The sequence below is a fragment of the Ruegeria sp. AP11 genome, assembly GCF_056535865.1.
Genome location: NZ_JBQFJB010000001.1, coordinates 1,859,069 through 1,876,233, shown reverse-complemented (window position 1 = coordinate 1,876,233; position 17,165 = coordinate 1,859,069). Strand labels below are relative to the sequence as shown.

The window sequence follows — 17,165 nt, the reverse complement described above, 5'->3', positions numbered from 1 at the left end:
TATGTGCCCTGCACCCGTTGATGCAGAAACCCCGCGCGGGTTCATCATTCCGATCGGCGGCGGTGAAGACCGCGTCAAGGAAATGCAGATTCACCGAAAGTTCGTAGAACTGTCCGGCGGTGCCGACGCTGATATCATCGTAATCCCAACAGCCTCGATGCTGGAAGAAACCGGACCGGACTATAACCGCATCTTTTCCGAGCTTGGTGCAGGCAAGGTTGAATTCCTGCCTATCTCGCGCCGCGCCGATTGCGACAACCCGGATTACGCGGGGATGCTGGATCGTGCTACCGGAATTTTTATGACCGGTGGGAACCAGTTGCGCCTGTCAGCGATTCTTGGAGGCACGCTGGTCGCCCAGAAAATCCGGCGCCGAAACGCGGCAGGGGTGCCGGTTGCAGGAACATCGGCCGGTGCTTCGATCATGTCCGAGCATATGGTAGCAGGTGGCAGCAGCAACTCTGGTCCAGCCGAAGGTAACATCACGCTGGCTCCCGGTATGGGTCTGACCAACGCCGTCATCATTGATCAGCACTTCACCCAACGCAACCGCCTGGGTCGATTGCTAACCGCTTCATCTTTTAACCCTTTTCTAATCGGATTGGGCGTTGACGAAGACACGGCGGCCTTCATTGGGCCCGATAACGTCTTTGAAGTAATCGGCAGCGGAACGGTTACCGTGGTGGATGCCAGCCATTTGACCCATTCTTCGATGTGGGATGCCCGTCGCGGCGAAGCACTCAGCCTTCTTGGACTTCGGCTTGACGTTCTGGGTGAAGGGTGCCGTTATGATCTGACGGCTCGCCAGGCTTTTCCGCCGGATGAGCATATGGCGTTCTGCACATTGCCGGATCTGTCCGAGGATGAGGCCGCCAGCGGGGGGAAACAATAAGCTAACCAACGGGGAGCCTCATGAAAATAATCTCGACCAATGTCTTTGTCGGCCCGAATGTCTGGGCAAGTTTTCCGGTCATTCGCCACGTCATTGATCTGGGCGTTCTGGAAGATTGGCCTTCGGCCAAAATTGGTTCCGAGTTTATTGATGCATTGACCCAGGCCCTTCCCGGTCTGGCGGAACATGGCTGTTCCTACCGCGAACCCGGTGGTTTCATCCGCCGATTGCGCGAAGATGAAGGCACTTGGCTTGGTCATGTTTTGGAACATTGTGCCATCGAAGTGCAGAACGTGGCCGGTTCGGATGTAACCTTTGGCCGCACGCGCGGCACAGGCGAACCCGGCCAATACAACATGGTTTACGAATATCGCCAGCGCGATGTTGGTTTGGACGCAGGCAAGCTGGCAATGCGGCTGCTGATGCATCTATTGCCGCAATCCCTCAAGGAACAGGTGGACTACGACTTCGACCCGGAATTCAACTGGGATGACGAGTTGCGTAGCTTTGTGCTGCGAGCGCAGCGCAAGGAGTTTGGTCCCTCTACCGGCTCATTGGTTAAGGCCGCGCAAGAGCGTGACATCCCTTGGATCAGGCTGAATTCTGGGTCACTGGTTCAGTTCGGGCACGGCAAATACCAGAAACGCATTCAGGCAACCATAACCTCTGAGACCAAGCATATCTCGGTCGAGATTTCCTGCGACAAGGAAGACACCCACAATCTGCTGAACGATCTGGGCCTGCCTGTGCCGCAGCAACGCATGGTTTATTCCGCGCGTGAAGCCGTGCGCGCCGCCGCACGGATCGGGCACCCGGTGGTGGTCAAACCGCTCGATGCCAATCATGGGCGTGGTGTTTCGATCAACCTGAACTCGGATGAAGAGGTCGAGGCAGGCTTTGCCGAAGCCAAGGAACATTCCCGCAGCCGCGCCATTCTGGTGGAAAGCTTCATCACCGGGTTCGATCACCGGATGCTGGTGGTGAACAACAAGCTGGTCGCTGTAGCCAAGCGCGTGCCGGGCCATGTGGTAGGCGATGGCACGCACACGATTTCCGAACTGGTTGACATCGTGAACCAGGACCCGCGCCGTGGCATCGGGCACGAAAAAGTGTTGACCATGCTTGAGATTGACAATCAAGCCAACCGCCTGATGGAGAATGCGGGCGTTAACGAAGAGACCGTTTTGCCGGATGGCGAAGTTTTCTATCTCCGTTCGACGGCGAACCTGTCGACTGGCGGCACGGCCATTGATCTGACGGATGTGGTGCACCCTGACAACCGTGACATGGCCGAGCGTGCCATCATGGCCGTCGGGCTGGATGTGGGCGGCGTCGATTTCCTGATCGACGACATCACCAAATCCTACAAGGATATCGGCGGCGCGATTGTCGAGGTGAACGCCGCCCCTGGTTTCCGGATGCACGTGGCACCGTCCGAAGGTCAGCCGCGCGACGTGGCGGGCAAAGTGATCGACATGCTGTTTCCGGCCACGGAGGAAACCCGCATTCCCATCGCGGCAATCACCGGAACCAACGGCAAGACGACCACTTCAAGGATGTTGGGGCACATCATGAAAACCAGCGGCAAGACCGTTGGCATGACCTCGACCGATGGTGTCTATGTGGACGGCAAGCTGAGCGTCAAGGGCGACATGACCGGGCCTAAGTCGGCACAGATCGTGCTGCGTGATCCTGCGGTCGATTTCGCCGTGATGGAAACCGCACGCGGCGGACTTGTGCGCTCGGGTCTGGGCTATCAGCGCTCGAACGTAGCGGCCTGCCTGAACGTCTCGGCAGATCATCTGGGTCTTGGCGGCATCAACACGGTTGAGGAACTGGCCGTTGTCAAACGCGTGGTGGTGGAAAGCGCCACCGACACCGCAGTTCTGAATGCCGATGACATCAACTGTTTGAAAATGGCCGACTATGCCGGTGCGGATCAGATCTTTTATGTCACCACCAATCCGGGGCACAGCCTGGTCAAGGAACATATCAAGGCAGGCGGCAAGGCAATTGTGCTTGAAAAGGGCATGAATGGTGACATGCTGACCATTTATGACAACGGTCTTCATATCCCGGTGCTGTGGTCGCATCTGATCCCAGCGGCATTGGAAGGCAAGGCCATTTTCAACGTCCAGAACGCGATGTTCGCCGCCGCGATGGCCTATAGTTTCGGAGTGGATCTGGACAATATCCGCCATGGGCTGCGCACCTTCGACACCAGCTATTTCCAGGCACCCGGGCGGATGAATGTCTATGACGAGCATCCCTTCAAGGTGATCCTCGACTATGGCCACAACCCTGCCGCGCTCAAGGCGATGGCGGCTCTGGCCGATCAGTTGGAGGTCAAGGGCCGAAGGCTGTGCGTTGTTGCGATGCCCGGCGACCGGCGCGATGAGGATATCATCGACGGGGCCGCCGCATTGGCCGGGCATTTTGATCATTTCATCTGCAAGGCAGATGACCGCCGCCGGGGCCGTGGACACGACGAAGTACCGCAAATGATGCGGCAGGCCCTGATCGACAACGGCGTCGATGATGCCGCGATCACGATCATCCCGGATGAGGTCGAAGCGGTGACTGCAGCGTTGGAACAGGCCGCACCGGGCGATCTGCTGGTGATTTTCGGTGATGACACAACGCGCTGCTGGAAGCAGATCATCTATTTCAACTCCGATAGCGAAGCGCCGGTCACAGAGGCTGCGCCGGTGGCAAGCCCCATCGACACCTCGTTCGAGGACATGTTCGAAAGCGACCAGAACCTGATCCGGGATGCGCGCGGCGTGCGCCTGGCCCGCGACATCAGCGAAGACGCGGATTAAGCGGGGGTACCGGAATGGACCGGATCGAAGAGCTTGAAAACGCGCTGACAATTGAAAGCGCGTACGCCGATCATATCCGGGTAGACGATGCCCGACGCTTGACCGGGCCGGGACTGTTGTGGAACCGCCCCGGCGCGGTGATGGATGTGTTTTTCACCGATACCGGCACCGCGCAGGTCACTGCTTTGTGGGAAAAACACGCGCGCCGCGTGCTGGACGCACTTGGCTGGCAGGATCAGGACGTAACCCACCGCAGTTTCACCGGTGGCGTCAATCTGGCGATTTCAGCACCGATGGATCAGCTCTATTCCGCTATCTTCGCGGTGCAAACCGTCTGGCATTTCTGTGCTGCCGAACTGTTGGCATCCGAGCCCGGCGATTTCGATCAGATGGTTGCGGATGTCAAAAGCGTTATGGAGAAGGAAGCCAATCCCGCGCTGATCGCCCTGATTGCGGCAGCAGAAGCGCATGGTGTGGATATCCTGTGCGATGATGACGAAGTGTCGATCGGGCACGGTACTGGCAGTCAGACCTGGCCGGTCGATGCGCTGCCTACCCCCGATGACTTGGACTGGTCGGCTCTGCACAATATCCCGGTGGCCTTCATAACCGGAACCAACGGCAAAACAACCACAACCCGTTTACTTGAGGCGATCGCCCGCGCTTCGGGCAAGGTTGCCGGGCTGACCTCGACCGAATTTGTGCGGGTGGGAGACGACATTCTCGACCGTGGCGATTATTCCGGCCCCGGCGGCGGGCGAATGCTGTTGCGTGACAAAAGGCTGGAGGTCGCCTGTCTGGAAGTCGCGCGCGGAGGTATCCTGCGCCGGGGTCTGCCGACCCGCGCGGCAACGGCAGCGGCGGTCACCAATGTGGCAAACGACCATCTGGGGCAATACGGGGTCAACACGGTGCCAGAACTGGCTCAGGCCAAATTCGCCGTGCATCGCACGCTGGCCGAGGGTGGCGTGCTGGCACTGAATGCCGATGACTTGTATGTCCGCGCAGAAGCGGAAAATACATCCGCAAATATCTGGTGGTTCTCGCTGGATGCGCAGAACAACCTTGTCCGTCAGGCGCGTGATGCGGGCAAGTGCTGCGCCTATGTGCAGGAGGGAGATATCGTCTTTTTCGACGGTGCGGTCGAACAGGTAGTCATTGCAGTTTCCGATGTTCCGCTGACCATGGGCGGCGCTGCGAAATACAATATCCTGAACGCGCTGGCGGCCCTGTGCCTTGCCTTGGCTCTGGACTTGCCCGTTCAGGGGGCTCGGGATGGGTTGGCCGGGTTCAAACCCGACGCCAAGGACAACCCCGGACGCTGCAACGAGTTTAGTTACAATAATGCGCGTGTTTTTGTGGATTTTGCGCATAACCCGCACTCAATTTCGGCCGTTTGCGATGCGCTGTCAAGCCTACCGGCGAAACGGCGTTACATTATGCTCAGCCATGCTGGCGATCGGTCGGATCAGGATATTCGGGACGTTACCGCGACGGCGTTAAATTTCCAGCCCGACGTGGTCGTCGCAGCCGAACTGGAAGGGTATTTAAGAGGTCGCGAATTGGGAGAAATCCCGGACCTGATCAAAAAATCCGCCTTAGAACAGGGATATGACGCGCAACAAGTCCTGAGAGCATCTTCGCCCTCTCTAGCTGCCTCGATGATATTGGAAAAGCTGGAACCGGGTGATCTTGCCTTGCTGTTGGTCCTGTCCGAACGCGACGCCGTGCTCGCGATGCTCGACGGATAAACAGAGCCGGGTGCCGGTGTCACGCAGTTGTAGCTAGCACACGGCGATGTAAGCGCGCGCAAATGCAAACAGGCAGGGAAGTATGCACCAAAAATGTTGCACCTTCGACCTGAGACCGATCGGAGGCGGACTACGGTGCAGAACCCGCCAAGTGATCGTTGCGCAGTATCCGGTACTTTGGGCTCAGTGGAGACTTTGAGTGAATTCCACTCAACGACCGCAGTGCGGAAAATGCTGTCGTTCTGTGCGAAGCAGCAGGCCCTCGAAATTGACCCCGAGCCGACATCCATAAATTGACTCAATTGCTGCGGATGCAGCCCGCTTAGCCATCATGCGTTGCGATGGTGGTAATACTTCTTTTGCGAGCGACCACAAAGCTGACGAACTGGCGCGAACGTCGCACAGGAACCCATTTCTTCCGTAGAATTTGGTACAACGACTCAATCTGCTTATGATTGGCTTAAGCCGTTGAATTCGGAGGCGCATATGTTTCGACTAATTATAGTTACTCTGTCGCTGTTCATCTTTCCGTTTGAGAAGGCATTGGCGGAAATCATCCATCTTCACGCCAAACGTGGAAATATTGAGGGCGTTCTCGCGGAGCTAGAAAAGGGTGTGCCGCTCGAACTTCGCAGTACGAACATGACAAGTGCACCGGGCGTTACACCGCTTTTTGTTGCGGCAAAATTCGGCCATACTGAGTTGGTTGTACTTCTTCTTGAGCGAGGTGCCGATCCCACAATTTTTTTCTATCAGGGAAATGATATTTATACGGTTGGAACCGCTCTCCACCATGCGGCCGGGTATGGTCATATCGAAGTAGTAAAAGTGCTCATTGAGGCTGGGGCGGATCCAGCCAGCTATGAACCATATATCTCAACTCCTTTGCATCAGGCGCTGAGAGCGGGGCACATAGAAATCGCCGAGGTGCTCATCGAAGCGGGAGCGCCACAGCGAGTAGAGAGCCAACCGATTGCCGATAAGTTGCAAGGTGCCAATGTTTCAAATGGAGAGTTTCTAGCCAAGGGGTGCGAAGTCTGCCACGGCAAACCTTCGTCGACGGGGATAACAGGTGATAATGGGCCCAACTTTTGGGGAGTATTCGAACGACCCACTGCGTCCGATCCCGAGTTTTCTTATTCAAGTTATTTGCGCGAATTAGGTTTGGTGTGGGATGCAGATACACTGAATAGCTATCTCGCTAGCCCATATCAGTTTTTACCCGGGACGACCAAAGTGATGCTCGGAATTGAAAATGAAAAAGATCGCGTGGATATCATTGCATATCTCGCAACATTGAAAGATTGAGCTGAATTCGGATGGCGACCAGTTTGTCCCGCTTTGCTGGGAGATGACAAAGTGTAGCGAACGTCTGCATTTCTGAAGGTTTTTCGATGCGGGCCGAGGTGCAACTTTGCCGTCAGGAGCTTTCGGCGGCCCGCGTTGACAAACCTCGGAAGGAGGAAGCCGCGGTGGTTGGGATCATGCTATGGGGAAAGAGCGCAGACGGATGAGGCTGACTTTGCCACAGACGCGCAGCTGACGGTGTTTGATGCGCCAGCTGCGGTCATTTTCTGCCACCTTGGTCGCGGGCATTTTGCCGATTGAGCCCATGTGCTGTGAGTCACAGCATTCATTCTGAGTGATGACCGCAAGTGGATTTGACCGATCAGCCAAAGACGAACGGAGCATATCGAAGTGTGTGGTCAAGCATCGGATCATGCGGCCTGCTCCCGTGGTGGCGCACGCGACATCGGTGTCTGACCACGCCGGAAGATCTCGATGATGCGCATTGGACCGCCGCAGCAGGGGCATGGCTCGCGCAAAGTGAGCGGGGTGACCTCGGACTCCTGCTCTGGCTCGGTGATTTCGTCGGTGCGTTGAACACCAAGCAACGTCCGGATCTTCTTGATGTTCGTCTTGCGCGCTGAACTGGCCAGCAGGCCGTAGTGGCGGATGCGGTGGAACCCGTCAGGCAGAACGTGGATCAGGAAGCGGCGGATGAACTCGGGTGTAGCCAAGCGCATGACCTTTTGGCGGTCACCACATTTGATCCGGTAATCCTTCCAGCGGAAAGCTACGGTCTCGGCATCCATACTGACCAGTCGATGGTTCGAGATTGCAACCCGATGAGTATAGCGGCTGAGATAGGCCAGAACTGCTTCAGGGCCACCCAAGGGCGGTTTGGCGTAGACCACCCATTCGGACCTGCGGAACGGGGCAATCCAATTGGTGAAGGCAGCAGCATCCGCCAGTCCTGCGCGGTCACCGAAGAACACAAGGGCCCCCGCTCGATGCAACTCCATCAGCCCTTTCAGGAACAGGCGTCTAAACAGCAGTGCCAGCACCCGAACATGCAGGAAGAACCCGGGCTTGCAGGCCACCCATTTGGTGCCGTCCGGTGACAAGCCGCCACCTGGGACGATCATGTGGATGTGCGGATGGTGCGTCAGCGCGGATCCCCAGGTGTGAAGAACGCTGGTCATGCCGACCTTCGCCCCCAGTCGCTTTGGATCGGCTGCGATGGTCATCACCGTTTGCGCTGATGCGCGGAACAGCAGGCCGTAGACCGCCTTCTGGTTCCAAAAGGCGATGCGTGCAATCTCGGCGGGCATCGTGAAGACGACGTGGAAGTATTCGACGGGCAGCAGGTCTTCAGCACGCGCCTCCATCCAGTCTCGCGCGGCGGGGCCCTGGCACTTCGGACAATGCCGGTTCTTACAAGAGTTATAGGCGATGTGGTGGTGGCCGCATTTGGCGCATCCCGCCACATGCCCGCCAAGCGCTTCGGTTCGGCAAGCCTCAATCGCCGACATCACCTTCAGTTGACCGAAGCTGACATGCCCGGCATTGGCCTGCCGATACGCAGGCCCATAGTTCCGAAAGATATCTGCGATCTCCAGCCGTGGGCGCGGCATCCACCCGCGCCGCTACTCCAGTCCTCGCCTGACGGTGTGATCCTGCAGTTTCTCCAACATCTCATAGGGACTGACGGTGCCGCGAATGGTTTTGGTCGCGACATGCGTATAGCGCGCCGTCGTGCTGAGCTTGGAATGTCCCAAAAGCACCTGGATCACTCGAACATCCGTTCCGGCCTCGAGCAGGTGCGTTGCAAAGCTGTGGCGCAGGGTATGCAGCGTAGCGGGTTTGTTGATACCGGCCATGTGTTTGGCCGACGTGAACGCACGGTTCAGCTGACGCGGTGACAAAGCCATGATCTTGGGTTTGCCCGGAAACAACCATCCCTCAGGCCGCGCTTCCCGCCAATAGTCGCGGAGCAAATCAAGCAATGCAGGCGACAACATGGCCTTGCGGTCCTTGTCATTCTTACCTTCATCCACATGGATCAACATCCGGTCGCTGTCGATGTCCGAGACCTTGAGATTGCAGACCTCGGATGCCCTCAGCCCAGCACCATAGCTGATGCCTAAAGCCGCACGATATTTGAGCCCCGGCCCTGGAACCGCCGCCAGCAGATCGCCCACTTCTTCGACACTCAAAACAACGGGCAACTTCTTCGGCTTGCGCCGGAACTGCATGTATCGCTTCATCTCCTCACGACCGCAGGTCATGCCGAAGAAGAACCGCAAAGACACGATCCTGGCATTGAACACGCCGGTCGAGACCCCGGTGTCGGTCATGTGAAGCTGATACGCGCGCAGCTCGTCCGGCGTTGCTGTGTCAGGGGACCGCCCGATGAACTCGGCAAAATACCTGACCGCCCGGATATGAGCCTGCTGGGTCTTCGGCGACATGCCACGAATGCGCATGTCCTCGATCATCCGCTCACGCAGCGGGGTCGTCTTCTTTTCCTTCATTGGAATCTCCTGTCGTCAAATTGAGAAACCTCAATCGTCAGACAGGTCCGCCAAATCCCAAAACGGCCGGATCAGCGCTCAACGCTGGCCAAAGGCGCCATTGCCGCGATAGCGGCTTCGTCCTTTCACCCACTCCGAAAATTGTTTGCCATGAAGCATCGGTCACATTGGGCTCGTTGTCGCCTTTCGTTACTTTTGACATTAATGACAGGTGGCAGCCCAAAGCGGACCTTTAATATCCAACTTTGCAATTCAAGTGTTGCGAGCAATGCGGGTCATAAGGGCATTGCAAGCTGAACGTTTTTGCTGAGCCCCGATATCATGATCGACTGCCTATTAGTTCTATTTTCTTGCCTCTTTTGCTCGTCGTCCATGACCTTTTCGACCACGCGGTCCCGCAAAGCATAGCATTTCAAAAAGTGACGCAAAGGGTATCGTCCAGTAGGGCATAGTCTTTCTCCATAACAAAGGTCGACGATGCTCACGCTGCCCGAGCCCGTGGCCGAAACCCACGGACCACAACCGTAGAAACCTGTAAGAAACCCGTAAGAAGCTTGGGCAAAGCGAAGACTTTTGGCATGCTGGTGCTGTTGAACCCAGCAGTTACCAATACCAAAATGAAAAATTGGACGTCTCTTTTTGCTCAGAAACTACGTTCCCATCGAATTGGCAGCGGTCGCCATGGCCGTATGACGCAAGAGGAACTGGCGATGATACTCAACGTAAGTGTTGACGCCATTAGCAAATATGAGCGGTCGCTGTCGTATATTCGTGGTGATCTTGAGTACCAACTGCAAGAAAAGCTCGGTTGGAGCTTAGAGGATGTGGTTGCTTGCCGAGCGGATTGGGAGGCCGGGCGACCACAACATTCAGGGTCTGCCTATCGTTTGTTAAACAATCAGGAAGTGCTTAACGAATTCGGTGGCTCCTCATCTGCGGTAACACAATCTGTGGCATGCATGGAGGTGGACCATGGAGATCGCTTACCCAGTGGGTTTTCAGCCGCTGATACGGTATGGCGTGACATACAAAAATCGGGCCTTTTGTCTGGACCCTATGTAATGCTTGGGTCGAAAATCGTTGGACACGTTGGCTTGATATTTCCAAAGTCTGATCCCGAAAAACGTTTCTTTGAACTGCTGTTCGATGAAGCGGAGCTTACACCGGATCATCTGAAACGTCCTTTGCTACCAGGGGACTACTTCGCATATTGCCCAGCGATTTATGTTGCGCGTGGACATGAGAATGCAACTCGCTTGCTCCTCTCAGGTTTTGTTTCAGAGCTGGAAGAGCTTCTCGAAAGAGAGATCTTTATTCGTGAGATTGGGGCAATCTCAGTGAACAGTCTTGGCAGGCAATTGTGTGAGGATCTTGGCCTCAAGTTTCTTGGAGCTCACCAGAGATACACTGGTTTCGGGGTCTGGACTTTGCATTGCTCGGATGTAGCCAATTCAATTGTTGGGCGTCGAAGTGCCAAACTTCGAGATGCTTACCTAAACACACTCCCACCAAGTTGACGCTGAAAGTTTCCAGTTCCGCTTCGGGCTGAGATGCTCAACCAAACGAACTAGCGGTATTGCGAAGTGTCCGAACGACTTGGCCAGGAAGCTCACTTTCGTCATCTTGGGCGAAAAAAGCATATGCTGCGAAGGCAATACACCTTGACGAGGCCTACAGTGTTGCGAGGTCAGGGTGGCGATAGGCCTCTGGATACGACATTGGCTTGAAAGGCCCATTGGGCACAACGCTATTCCAACTGCGTCCGAAATAACCCTGGCGGCAGTGTACAAGAGAACCTGCCTCGGCAATTCCGGGCAACGCGTATACACGGCACAGCCACCGCCACAAGTATGGGTAATCTAGAATTCTCGCACCATTAAGCTTCATTCTCACATAGTAGACGGGATCGTGGCGATAGAGAGTTGGAAACAGGCGAAGATCTACTTCTGAAAAGTGTTTGCCTGTCAAATAGGGCCTACCATCTGAGAGATGCTCCTCCAAATATTCGAGTGTCTCAAAATAGGCGTCAAAGGCTGTTTCATAGATCCTTTGATCAGACGAAAACCCGGCCTTGTAGGCACCATTGTTAATCGCAGTATAAATCCGTTCGTTCAGGTCGTGAATTTCGTGACGCGGCACTTCGTCTGGGTAAAGCCTAACGCGTTCAGCTGCCGGGATTGTGCTGCCAAGTGAATCCGCTGCAGCGTCCAGCATTCGGACAATTTCAGCGCTTTCGTTGTTAACAATGCGCCCTTGTATCTTGTCATACAGGATTGGAAGGGATTGCTCTTCAGAGCCTTCGGCACGATAGATCTCTTTGGCAAGGCGAAATCCTGTGCCGGTGCCGGTCTCGCTCGTGCATTCTGGCAAAGTCTCACCTGTGAGAGATGCAATCCGATCAGGTGCAAACTCCCATAGGTTTGGCGCCTCCGGATCGTCGTCACCGGTGCGGTTTGGAAATGCAACGTCCATCGTGATGCTGTTTTGAAGGCCCAACACATTTCGCGCCAGCGTCACTCTGTGACACCACGGGCAATTCAGTGCTACGAACAGGTGATAGCGATCAGGTTCTGCCGGAAACACTGGATCGCCAATGGCGTGGCGAAAGCCGCTAACGCCGCGCACGAATTCACCCCGTGCGCGGCGCTTATTGATATCGGTCTGGTCTTCTTCGGTAGATGTGTCCGTCATGACTTCAGCATCATCCTCTGAGCCGGTGATGCAAGACGATTGGCACGGCCAATTCCTCTTCATCGCTGAGATGCCGTTTCAGGAACGCTTCAATCGTATCGCTCGTCGCATGAAGCTGTCCGGCTTCGTCGTAAGCTTGCGCCTCATCAAGTGCGGATAGCTTGATCACACGGTTCGCAGTGCCGGTGAAGTCACTCAGCACCTTATCCAGATCGGAGTGATCCTGCTCCAGCAACTCAAGCCCCGCATCAAAACGAGGGTCCGCATCCGATAGTTCAGGGAAATAGCTGCGATCTTCCCAGCCGTGATGACCATGCAGGTTTCCAACCAGATTGCCGCCATAGTAGGACAGCCGGATATTCGGACACAGAATACAAGGAAAAAAATGGCGGAAAAATCCGGCAGCCTCGAAGGCGTGGCAAAAAGAGAAAACTGGATCGAGCTTGGCGAAGCTCTTTCAGAGGCAATGAGCCAACCAGAACTCTACGGGCTCGGAACTTCGAGTGAAGTTCTCCAAAGTGTTGCTAATATCAAAGGAAAACAATCGGATAGCTTAAAGAAAACTATGAATGTAAGCGCTTGGTTAAAGCAAAATTACCCGGATATCTTTGCCGCGAGACCTCCATGGCTCGGCATGACCCTGGTGATGTTCCTGATGAAAATGAATGAATTGGACCCTTCGGAAGCCAAAAAATCGGCCGCCGAAGTCTTTGCGGGCCATTCCGGTCAGGTTGCGCTCAAGAAAAAGTATGACGAACTACGAAAAAAGAGAAAGCAGGCGTCTAATTCAGTTACCAGTGCTGCGATTTCTGCACCAGAAAGAGCTCAGCAGTTCGATAACATCGTGACCAACTACTTCGAACGCTTTGGGGTGCAGTTGTTCAACACAAGTCATGTCACCATTCGTTCAGGCAAAGTTATAGAACCGGTCAGCCCCGATCTAGTCGTGGATTGCGCAGACGGACGCCGGTTTGCAATCGAAACAAAAGCATATCGTAGTCAAGTAAACCGCCGCGATATCATCGGTACACTGGGGCACTTGGCCCTTATCGAAAAGCTTGTGCCAGAAATTCTCATGATCGTGCCCGAAGGAAGCGCATATGACTTGCGTCGGATGAATGATTTGCGCGACAAACTCTTCCTAAAGGGTATTCGCTTTGCGACACTGCCCGAAAAGAGAGCTGAACGAGCTACAGACCTTAGGGTATCCGAATAAAGCTACTTGCTGTCAGCATCATGGGATACAGCATTTGACAAGGGTCTGGTGACTTTCAAGGACGACGGGACACCTAGGTTTTCGAGTAAATTGTCCGCACCGGCAATGAGCTCGTTTTCTGGACATTCCAAGCAGATCTCTGGTCAAACTGCTGGGCACAAGGAGAACCTGATCTGGTATCGCGATCAGGTGTTCAATACTTGAGCAACTGAAACCTATCCTTCGACACCCGCATAAGGCGATTTACTTGATCTCCTCTGCACTATTGTCGTGAAACAGTGCAAACTTATGGGCAAATCGTGCAAACTTATGGGGTGCGTGAAGGTTTGTGCGCGTCCCTACAAATCTCTGTAGGTGCGCTCATAACGCTGCACTCCCAACATTGATTTCATTGAAGAAAATCTTGGAAGATTGCCCATAACTCTGCGCGGTATTTGCGCATAACATTGCACGATTTGCCCATAAGTTTGCGTGCCACAGAGAACCCATCGAACAAACCAGCTCCTATGGCTTATCTGCAATTCTCAAATGCAACTTATTCCCAATCGCCAGCAGACGAGCGCCACGTCTTAGCGTCCGCATCCCAAACACTGGCTGATGCGCAAGGCGTCGGGTTTATTCCGTCACAATTGCTTCCGTGGACATCCGCAAGGACAATGCGTTGACGCCCGAAGTCAACGACCGTCCAGCCTCGGTTAAGCAAGGAGTGAACCTCCTCTTCAATCAAGAAGTGCGACATGCATCCGCCAGTTCCGCAAAAAAGAGATGCGGCGCTCGAGCACGCGAAACCAGATTCGTTCAGAACCCAGTCGCGTTGTAGATCCCCGTCGAGATCCACTCTCTCGACCGCACCCCAATCTAAATCAAACTGACCGTCGTTGAACTCCGCGCAAGCCTGTGCCGCCAGATCAACCTTCGCCTGAAAACCGGGCGGAAGTTGTGAAACATCAGCAGCGACAGCTGGTGAGGTCCAAAATAGGCCCGAAACCAGCACAATCCCTGATGCCAGCCCTTTCAACAGGCGCACTTTTGGGGAAGCAGGTTGGAGGGTGGCGTCAGTTACATTGATCATACCTATAGTCCCCGTACTCCAGCCAGTTTGCCGAGCCTTCGCTAAAAATCAAAAACTCGGACCTGTCTTCCCCAAGCAGGGCAACGACAAATCCGGCCGGCGGCTCAGAGTTTCCGAAGTAACTGTAGGCCGTCATGGCTCTGATCGTCTCGCCGTTAACCGTTACTCGCGCGTCCCACTCTCCGTCCGGGTTCTCCAAAATTACGGGTTCGATCACGCGTTTTATCGCTCCGCCACCACAATAGACGATGCCTTCGGGTGCTTCGTAGGAGGCCTCCTGGCTAACATTCGAGTTGCACGCAGAACGAAGGGATCGAATTGCCGCGCTGGAACCCTTCAAGTCAAAGATTCCATAGCTGACGTCTTGATCAATCATGGACAGATTAACCGATGCATTTGCTGCAAGCTGGTCCAGTACAAAATCATAATCCTGCTGACTGTTGAAACTGGCCTCGACGGGATAGTTGTCGACGATCTGCAAAGCAGCGTTTTCTGCGCCAACCTGAAAAGCCCCAACTTCGGTGGTGCCGCTCTTAAAAAACCGAATGGAAAGCCCTTGCTTCTGCACAATGTCCTGGCTGTCCTCGTATCCAGCCGGAGCAAAGCGGATACGGTTGCACTGAAGCTCCAGCGTCATGTTTCCGGTCTGAATAAATGCATTGGGACTGGAACCGGAACTGAAGGACCACTCAGCCGATGCAGTGGTCGCCATTGCCATCATAAGCGTTCCAATGGAAATCGTCTTGAAACTCATTTTCTCTCTCCATGGTGTTGCGGTTCGCACTTTCATTCAGCAGAGATTCCGGCCGTTGCCCGGGCAACCAGGTCAGGAAACAGGTGCACCGTACTCGTTCGCTCCTTCTACCGAAGGGCGCGTCAGCCACCAGATCATAAGGATGGACAGAACCAATTGAAGAATTGAGACAACAACAAAACCGGTTACGCCCAGGACTGCCGCCGGTCCTCGCAACGCATCGGGGTTTTCGGTCCCTTGCTCCAATACCGAAAAGAACGCTACCCCACCCAGCATAACAAAAAGCGTTATAATGCTGAGCGCCATCGGCAGCAGCAAGTACCAACCAGGTCGTCCCGTATCATGCAGCCGCCGCCAACCGGCGGCCAGCATAGGTATGATAACGGCCAGTTGGAAAACAGAGGACAGAACCCGAGATCCTTGCCCTGTTTCGGGGTCGGTCCCGAATATGATTGTATCCAACACAGCCAAAGCAGCACTCACGAGAACCACAAACAAGAAGAACCACCAGTATTCTGAGCGTATCGCCCGACCGGAGAACTGGAAGTATTTCGAGAAACACGATTTAACGGCTTCACCAAATCCCATTTTTCAATCCTTTCTTAATTTCTGTGCGGCCTCAAACGCTTTGCCGCTCAGGAGAACGCACTCGCCCCTACGGATGCTCCCACTTACCTTTTTGTTTGAAAGTAGAAGCCTATCGCATGAGAGCGTAAAGAAGTTCACGCGCGGAAAAAATGTTGATTTATTAAAAATTAGATTCAAACATGCGAATTCGACACAGCTTTATTTTACCTCCGTTGTTGTCGCTGTCGCCCGATGTGTCGGGCCCTTCCGACTGCTAGAGTGAGTGCTGGCGGTCGGAAGGCACTTTACAATGATTGAGCCTTGGGAGGACGCCATGCTTAGACTCAACGAACTAGCCCTCCCTCCAGAGTTCGCTCTAGCTTTTTGCAGTGACGCCATTCTGCCATCACGCGTTGTTGGCGGTCTCGATAGTCAACGAAAAATCGTTCCGCCGACCAAGCCCTCCGCGGCAAGTTTTGGGTAAGACAGTCACAGGATGGAAGCATGTTCTGTTGGGTACTCAGACGCGAGAGCTTCAAACAAGCGCATCCAATTTCACTAATTTCAAGGGAACCAGAGGGAGAAGAAAATGTCTAACAAGATGGTGATGATTGCAGGCGCGACATGTTTCGCACTGCTTGCGGCCTGCGACGACACGAGTACATCAAGCGCGTCCGCCGAGCTCACGCCGGCTCAGCAGGCGTGTTTGCGAGATGTAGCTAACACGACGAACAATTCGCAAGTCGTGGTGCTCTCATCCGCGTTTAGCGAGGCGGGAACACAGGTCACAGTCGGCGTTGGCGAGGATCGTGCTCCTTGGAATTGCATTGCTTACAGTGATGGCGCGACAGCTGGTATCGAGTTCCTTGGCGACGAAGGCGCATTGTGACCTGTTTGGTGCGTAGCTGAATACGGCTACGCAGCACTGGCTCACTCTTCGGATAGTTCGACTTGGTTTGTAGAATAACCACCATCGTATTCGCCATCCTTTACCTGCTGGCCTTGTTTGCATTCTTGACGGGTACATTTGGTTGGCTGGGGCAAGAAAGAGACCCTTTGTCCGGGGTGTTCCTTTTGCCGTTGGGACTACCTTGGATACTTGTAGCGGACTTGGTCTTTGAGTCGGCCAAACCATGGTTCGCGGCGATTGCACCGGTGCTCAACCTGTTGGCGCTGGTTTTGATTTGCAGGTGGGCACGCGGTTTGCGCCAGCAGTGAAGGCTGAACTCTTTCTCACCAAAAGGGAGGAAAACTTGGGAAAAGTGATCTTGGGTATCGTGATCGGGCTCGCCCTCGGCGTGGTTGGGGCGATGACCATGGGTGGCGGTGCCGCGATAGGTGTCGGCGTTGCGACAGGCTTGTCCGCCGGTGTTTGCACCACATTGAAAGGAGCACAAGCCGAGAACCTGATCACCGCCGAGCAAGCGGATCAAATCCTCAATCGCGTAAATTCCGAGATGGCATCTCTGCAAGGAATTGAAACGACAGGCGAGATCGTCGGCAGCGCACAGGCATGCGACGAGTTTCTGTCAAAGTTACGAGAAACGAAGTGAGGTTCCGCTTTGCACGGAACAAAACTCTA

15 protein-coding genes are annotated in these 17,165 nt (G+C 54.7%); 8 read left to right on the top strand and 7 right to left on the bottom strand.

The window, feature by feature from the left end; genetic code table 11:
- Nucleotide 1: 1 nt before the first annotated feature.
- From ACR3E4_RS09580 to ACR3E4_RS09565, 4 genes are all read left to right on the top strand, one after another.
- On the top strand, nucleotides 2-892 hold the full coding sequence (locus tag ACR3E4_RS09580; protein ID WP_170608805.1) for a cyanophycinase: 891 nt from the start codon (nucleotides 2-4) through the stop codon (nucleotides 890-892).
- Between the two features lie 20 nt (nucleotides 893-912).
- The gene (gene cphA, locus ACR3E4_RS09575; protein WP_480536216.1) at nucleotides 913-3,714 is read left to right on the top strand and encodes a cyanophycin synthetase; all 2,802 of its coding nucleotides are present in this window, start codon (nucleotides 913-915) and stop codon (nucleotides 3,712-3,714) included.
- 14 nt (nucleotides 3,715-3,728) lie between these two features.
- The gene (locus tag ACR3E4_RS09570; protein WP_480536214.1) at nucleotides 3,729-5,465 is read left to right on the top strand and encodes a Mur ligase family protein; all 1,737 of its coding nucleotides are present in this window, start codon (nucleotides 3,729-3,731) and stop codon (nucleotides 5,463-5,465) included.
- 486 nt (nucleotides 5,466-5,951) lie between these two features.
- Complete coding sequence (locus ACR3E4_RS09565) at nucleotides 5,952-6,773, top strand: ankyrin repeat domain-containing protein (protein WP_480536212.1); 822 nt, start codon at nucleotides 5,952-5,954, stop codon at nucleotides 6,771-6,773.
- A 410-nt stretch (nucleotides 6,774-7,183) separates the two neighbouring features.
- Here ACR3E4_RS09565 and ACR3E4_RS09560 read toward each other — a convergent pair whose 3' ends face one another.
- Both ACR3E4_RS09560 and ACR3E4_RS09555 read right to left on the bottom strand, forming a co-directional pair.
- Nucleotides 7,184-8,383, bottom strand: coding sequence for an IS91 family transposase (locus ACR3E4_RS09560; RefSeq protein ID WP_480536667.1), 1,200 nt, complete (start codon nucleotides 8,381-8,383; stop codon nucleotides 7,184-7,186).
- A 12-nt stretch (nucleotides 8,384-8,395) separates the two neighbouring features.
- The gene (locus ACR3E4_RS09555) at nucleotides 8,396-9,283 is read right to left on the bottom strand and encodes a tyrosine-type recombinase/integrase (protein WP_480536669.1); all 888 of its coding nucleotides are present in this window, start codon (nucleotides 9,281-9,283) and stop codon (nucleotides 8,396-8,398) included.
- Between the two features lie 578 nt (nucleotides 9,284-9,861).
- On the opposite strand from ACR3E4_RS09555, the gene ACR3E4_RS09550 reads away from it, so the two are divergent.
- A complete protein-coding gene (locus ACR3E4_RS09550; protein WP_480536399.1) occupies nucleotides 9,862-10,800 on the top strand; it encodes a helix-turn-helix domain-containing protein in 939 nt (312 codons plus the stop codon).
- A 154-nt stretch (nucleotides 10,801-10,954) separates the two neighbouring features.
- Here the strand turns inward: ACR3E4_RS09550 and ACR3E4_RS09545 are convergent, their stop codons facing one another.
- Together ACR3E4_RS09545 and ACR3E4_RS09540 are read right to left on the bottom strand one after the other, a co-directional pair.
- Entirely contained in the window at nucleotides 10,955-11,974 is a 1,020-nt protein-coding gene (locus ACR3E4_RS09545; protein ID WP_480536397.1) for a glutathione S-transferase C-terminal domain-containing protein, read from the bottom strand.
- Nucleotides 11,975-11,984: 10 nt separating this feature from the next.
- Complete coding sequence (locus ACR3E4_RS09540; RefSeq protein ID WP_480536401.1) at nucleotides 11,985-12,293, bottom strand: hemerythrin domain-containing protein; 309 nt, start codon at nucleotides 12,291-12,293, stop codon at nucleotides 11,985-11,987.
- Here ACR3E4_RS09540 and ACR3E4_RS09535 point away from each other — a divergent pair.
- Nucleotides 12,288-13,190: a hypothetical protein gene (locus tag ACR3E4_RS09535; protein ID WP_480567076.1), complete on the top strand. Its 903-nt coding sequence runs from the start codon at nucleotides 12,288-12,290 to the stop codon at nucleotides 13,188-13,190. The two genes, ACR3E4_RS09540 and ACR3E4_RS09535, sit on opposite strands and share 6 nt — an antisense overlap.
- A 535-nt stretch (nucleotides 13,191-13,725) precedes the next feature.
- Here ACR3E4_RS09535 and ACR3E4_RS09530 read toward each other — a convergent pair.
- From ACR3E4_RS09530 to ACR3E4_RS09520, 3 genes are all read right to left on the bottom strand, one after another.
- On the bottom strand, nucleotides 13,726-14,262 hold the full coding sequence (locus tag ACR3E4_RS09530; protein ID WP_480536394.1) for a hypothetical protein: 537 nt from the start codon (nucleotides 14,260-14,262) through the stop codon (nucleotides 13,726-13,728).
- Nucleotides 14,246-15,016 carry a hypothetical protein gene (locus tag ACR3E4_RS09525; protein WP_480536392.1) on the bottom strand — a complete coding sequence of 257 codons (771 nt, stop codon included), beginning with the start codon at nucleotides 15,014-15,016 and terminating at the stop codon, nucleotides 14,246-14,248. The genes ACR3E4_RS09530 and ACR3E4_RS09525 overlap by 17 nt, the downstream gene beginning before the upstream one ends.
- Before the next feature lie 72 nt (nucleotides 15,017-15,088).
- A complete protein-coding gene (locus tag ACR3E4_RS09520; protein ID WP_480536391.1) occupies nucleotides 15,089-15,604 on the bottom strand; it encodes a DUF805 domain-containing protein in 516 nt (171 codons plus the stop codon).
- A 568-nt stretch (nucleotides 15,605-16,172) separates the two neighbouring features.
- Here ACR3E4_RS09520 and ACR3E4_RS09515 point away from each other — a divergent pair.
- Nucleotides 16,173-16,472 carry a hypothetical protein gene (locus tag ACR3E4_RS09515; RefSeq protein WP_170337109.1) on the top strand — a complete coding sequence of 100 codons (300 nt, stop codon included), beginning with the start codon at nucleotides 16,173-16,175 and terminating at the stop codon, nucleotides 16,470-16,472.
- Between the two features lie 244 nt (nucleotides 16,473-16,716).
- Nucleotides 16,717-17,136 carry a hypothetical protein gene (locus ACR3E4_RS09510; RefSeq protein WP_271952805.1) on the top strand — a complete coding sequence of 140 codons (420 nt, stop codon included), beginning with the start codon at nucleotides 16,717-16,719 and terminating at the stop codon, nucleotides 17,134-17,136.
- The last annotated feature ends 29 nt before the right edge of the window (nucleotides 17,137-17,165 follow it).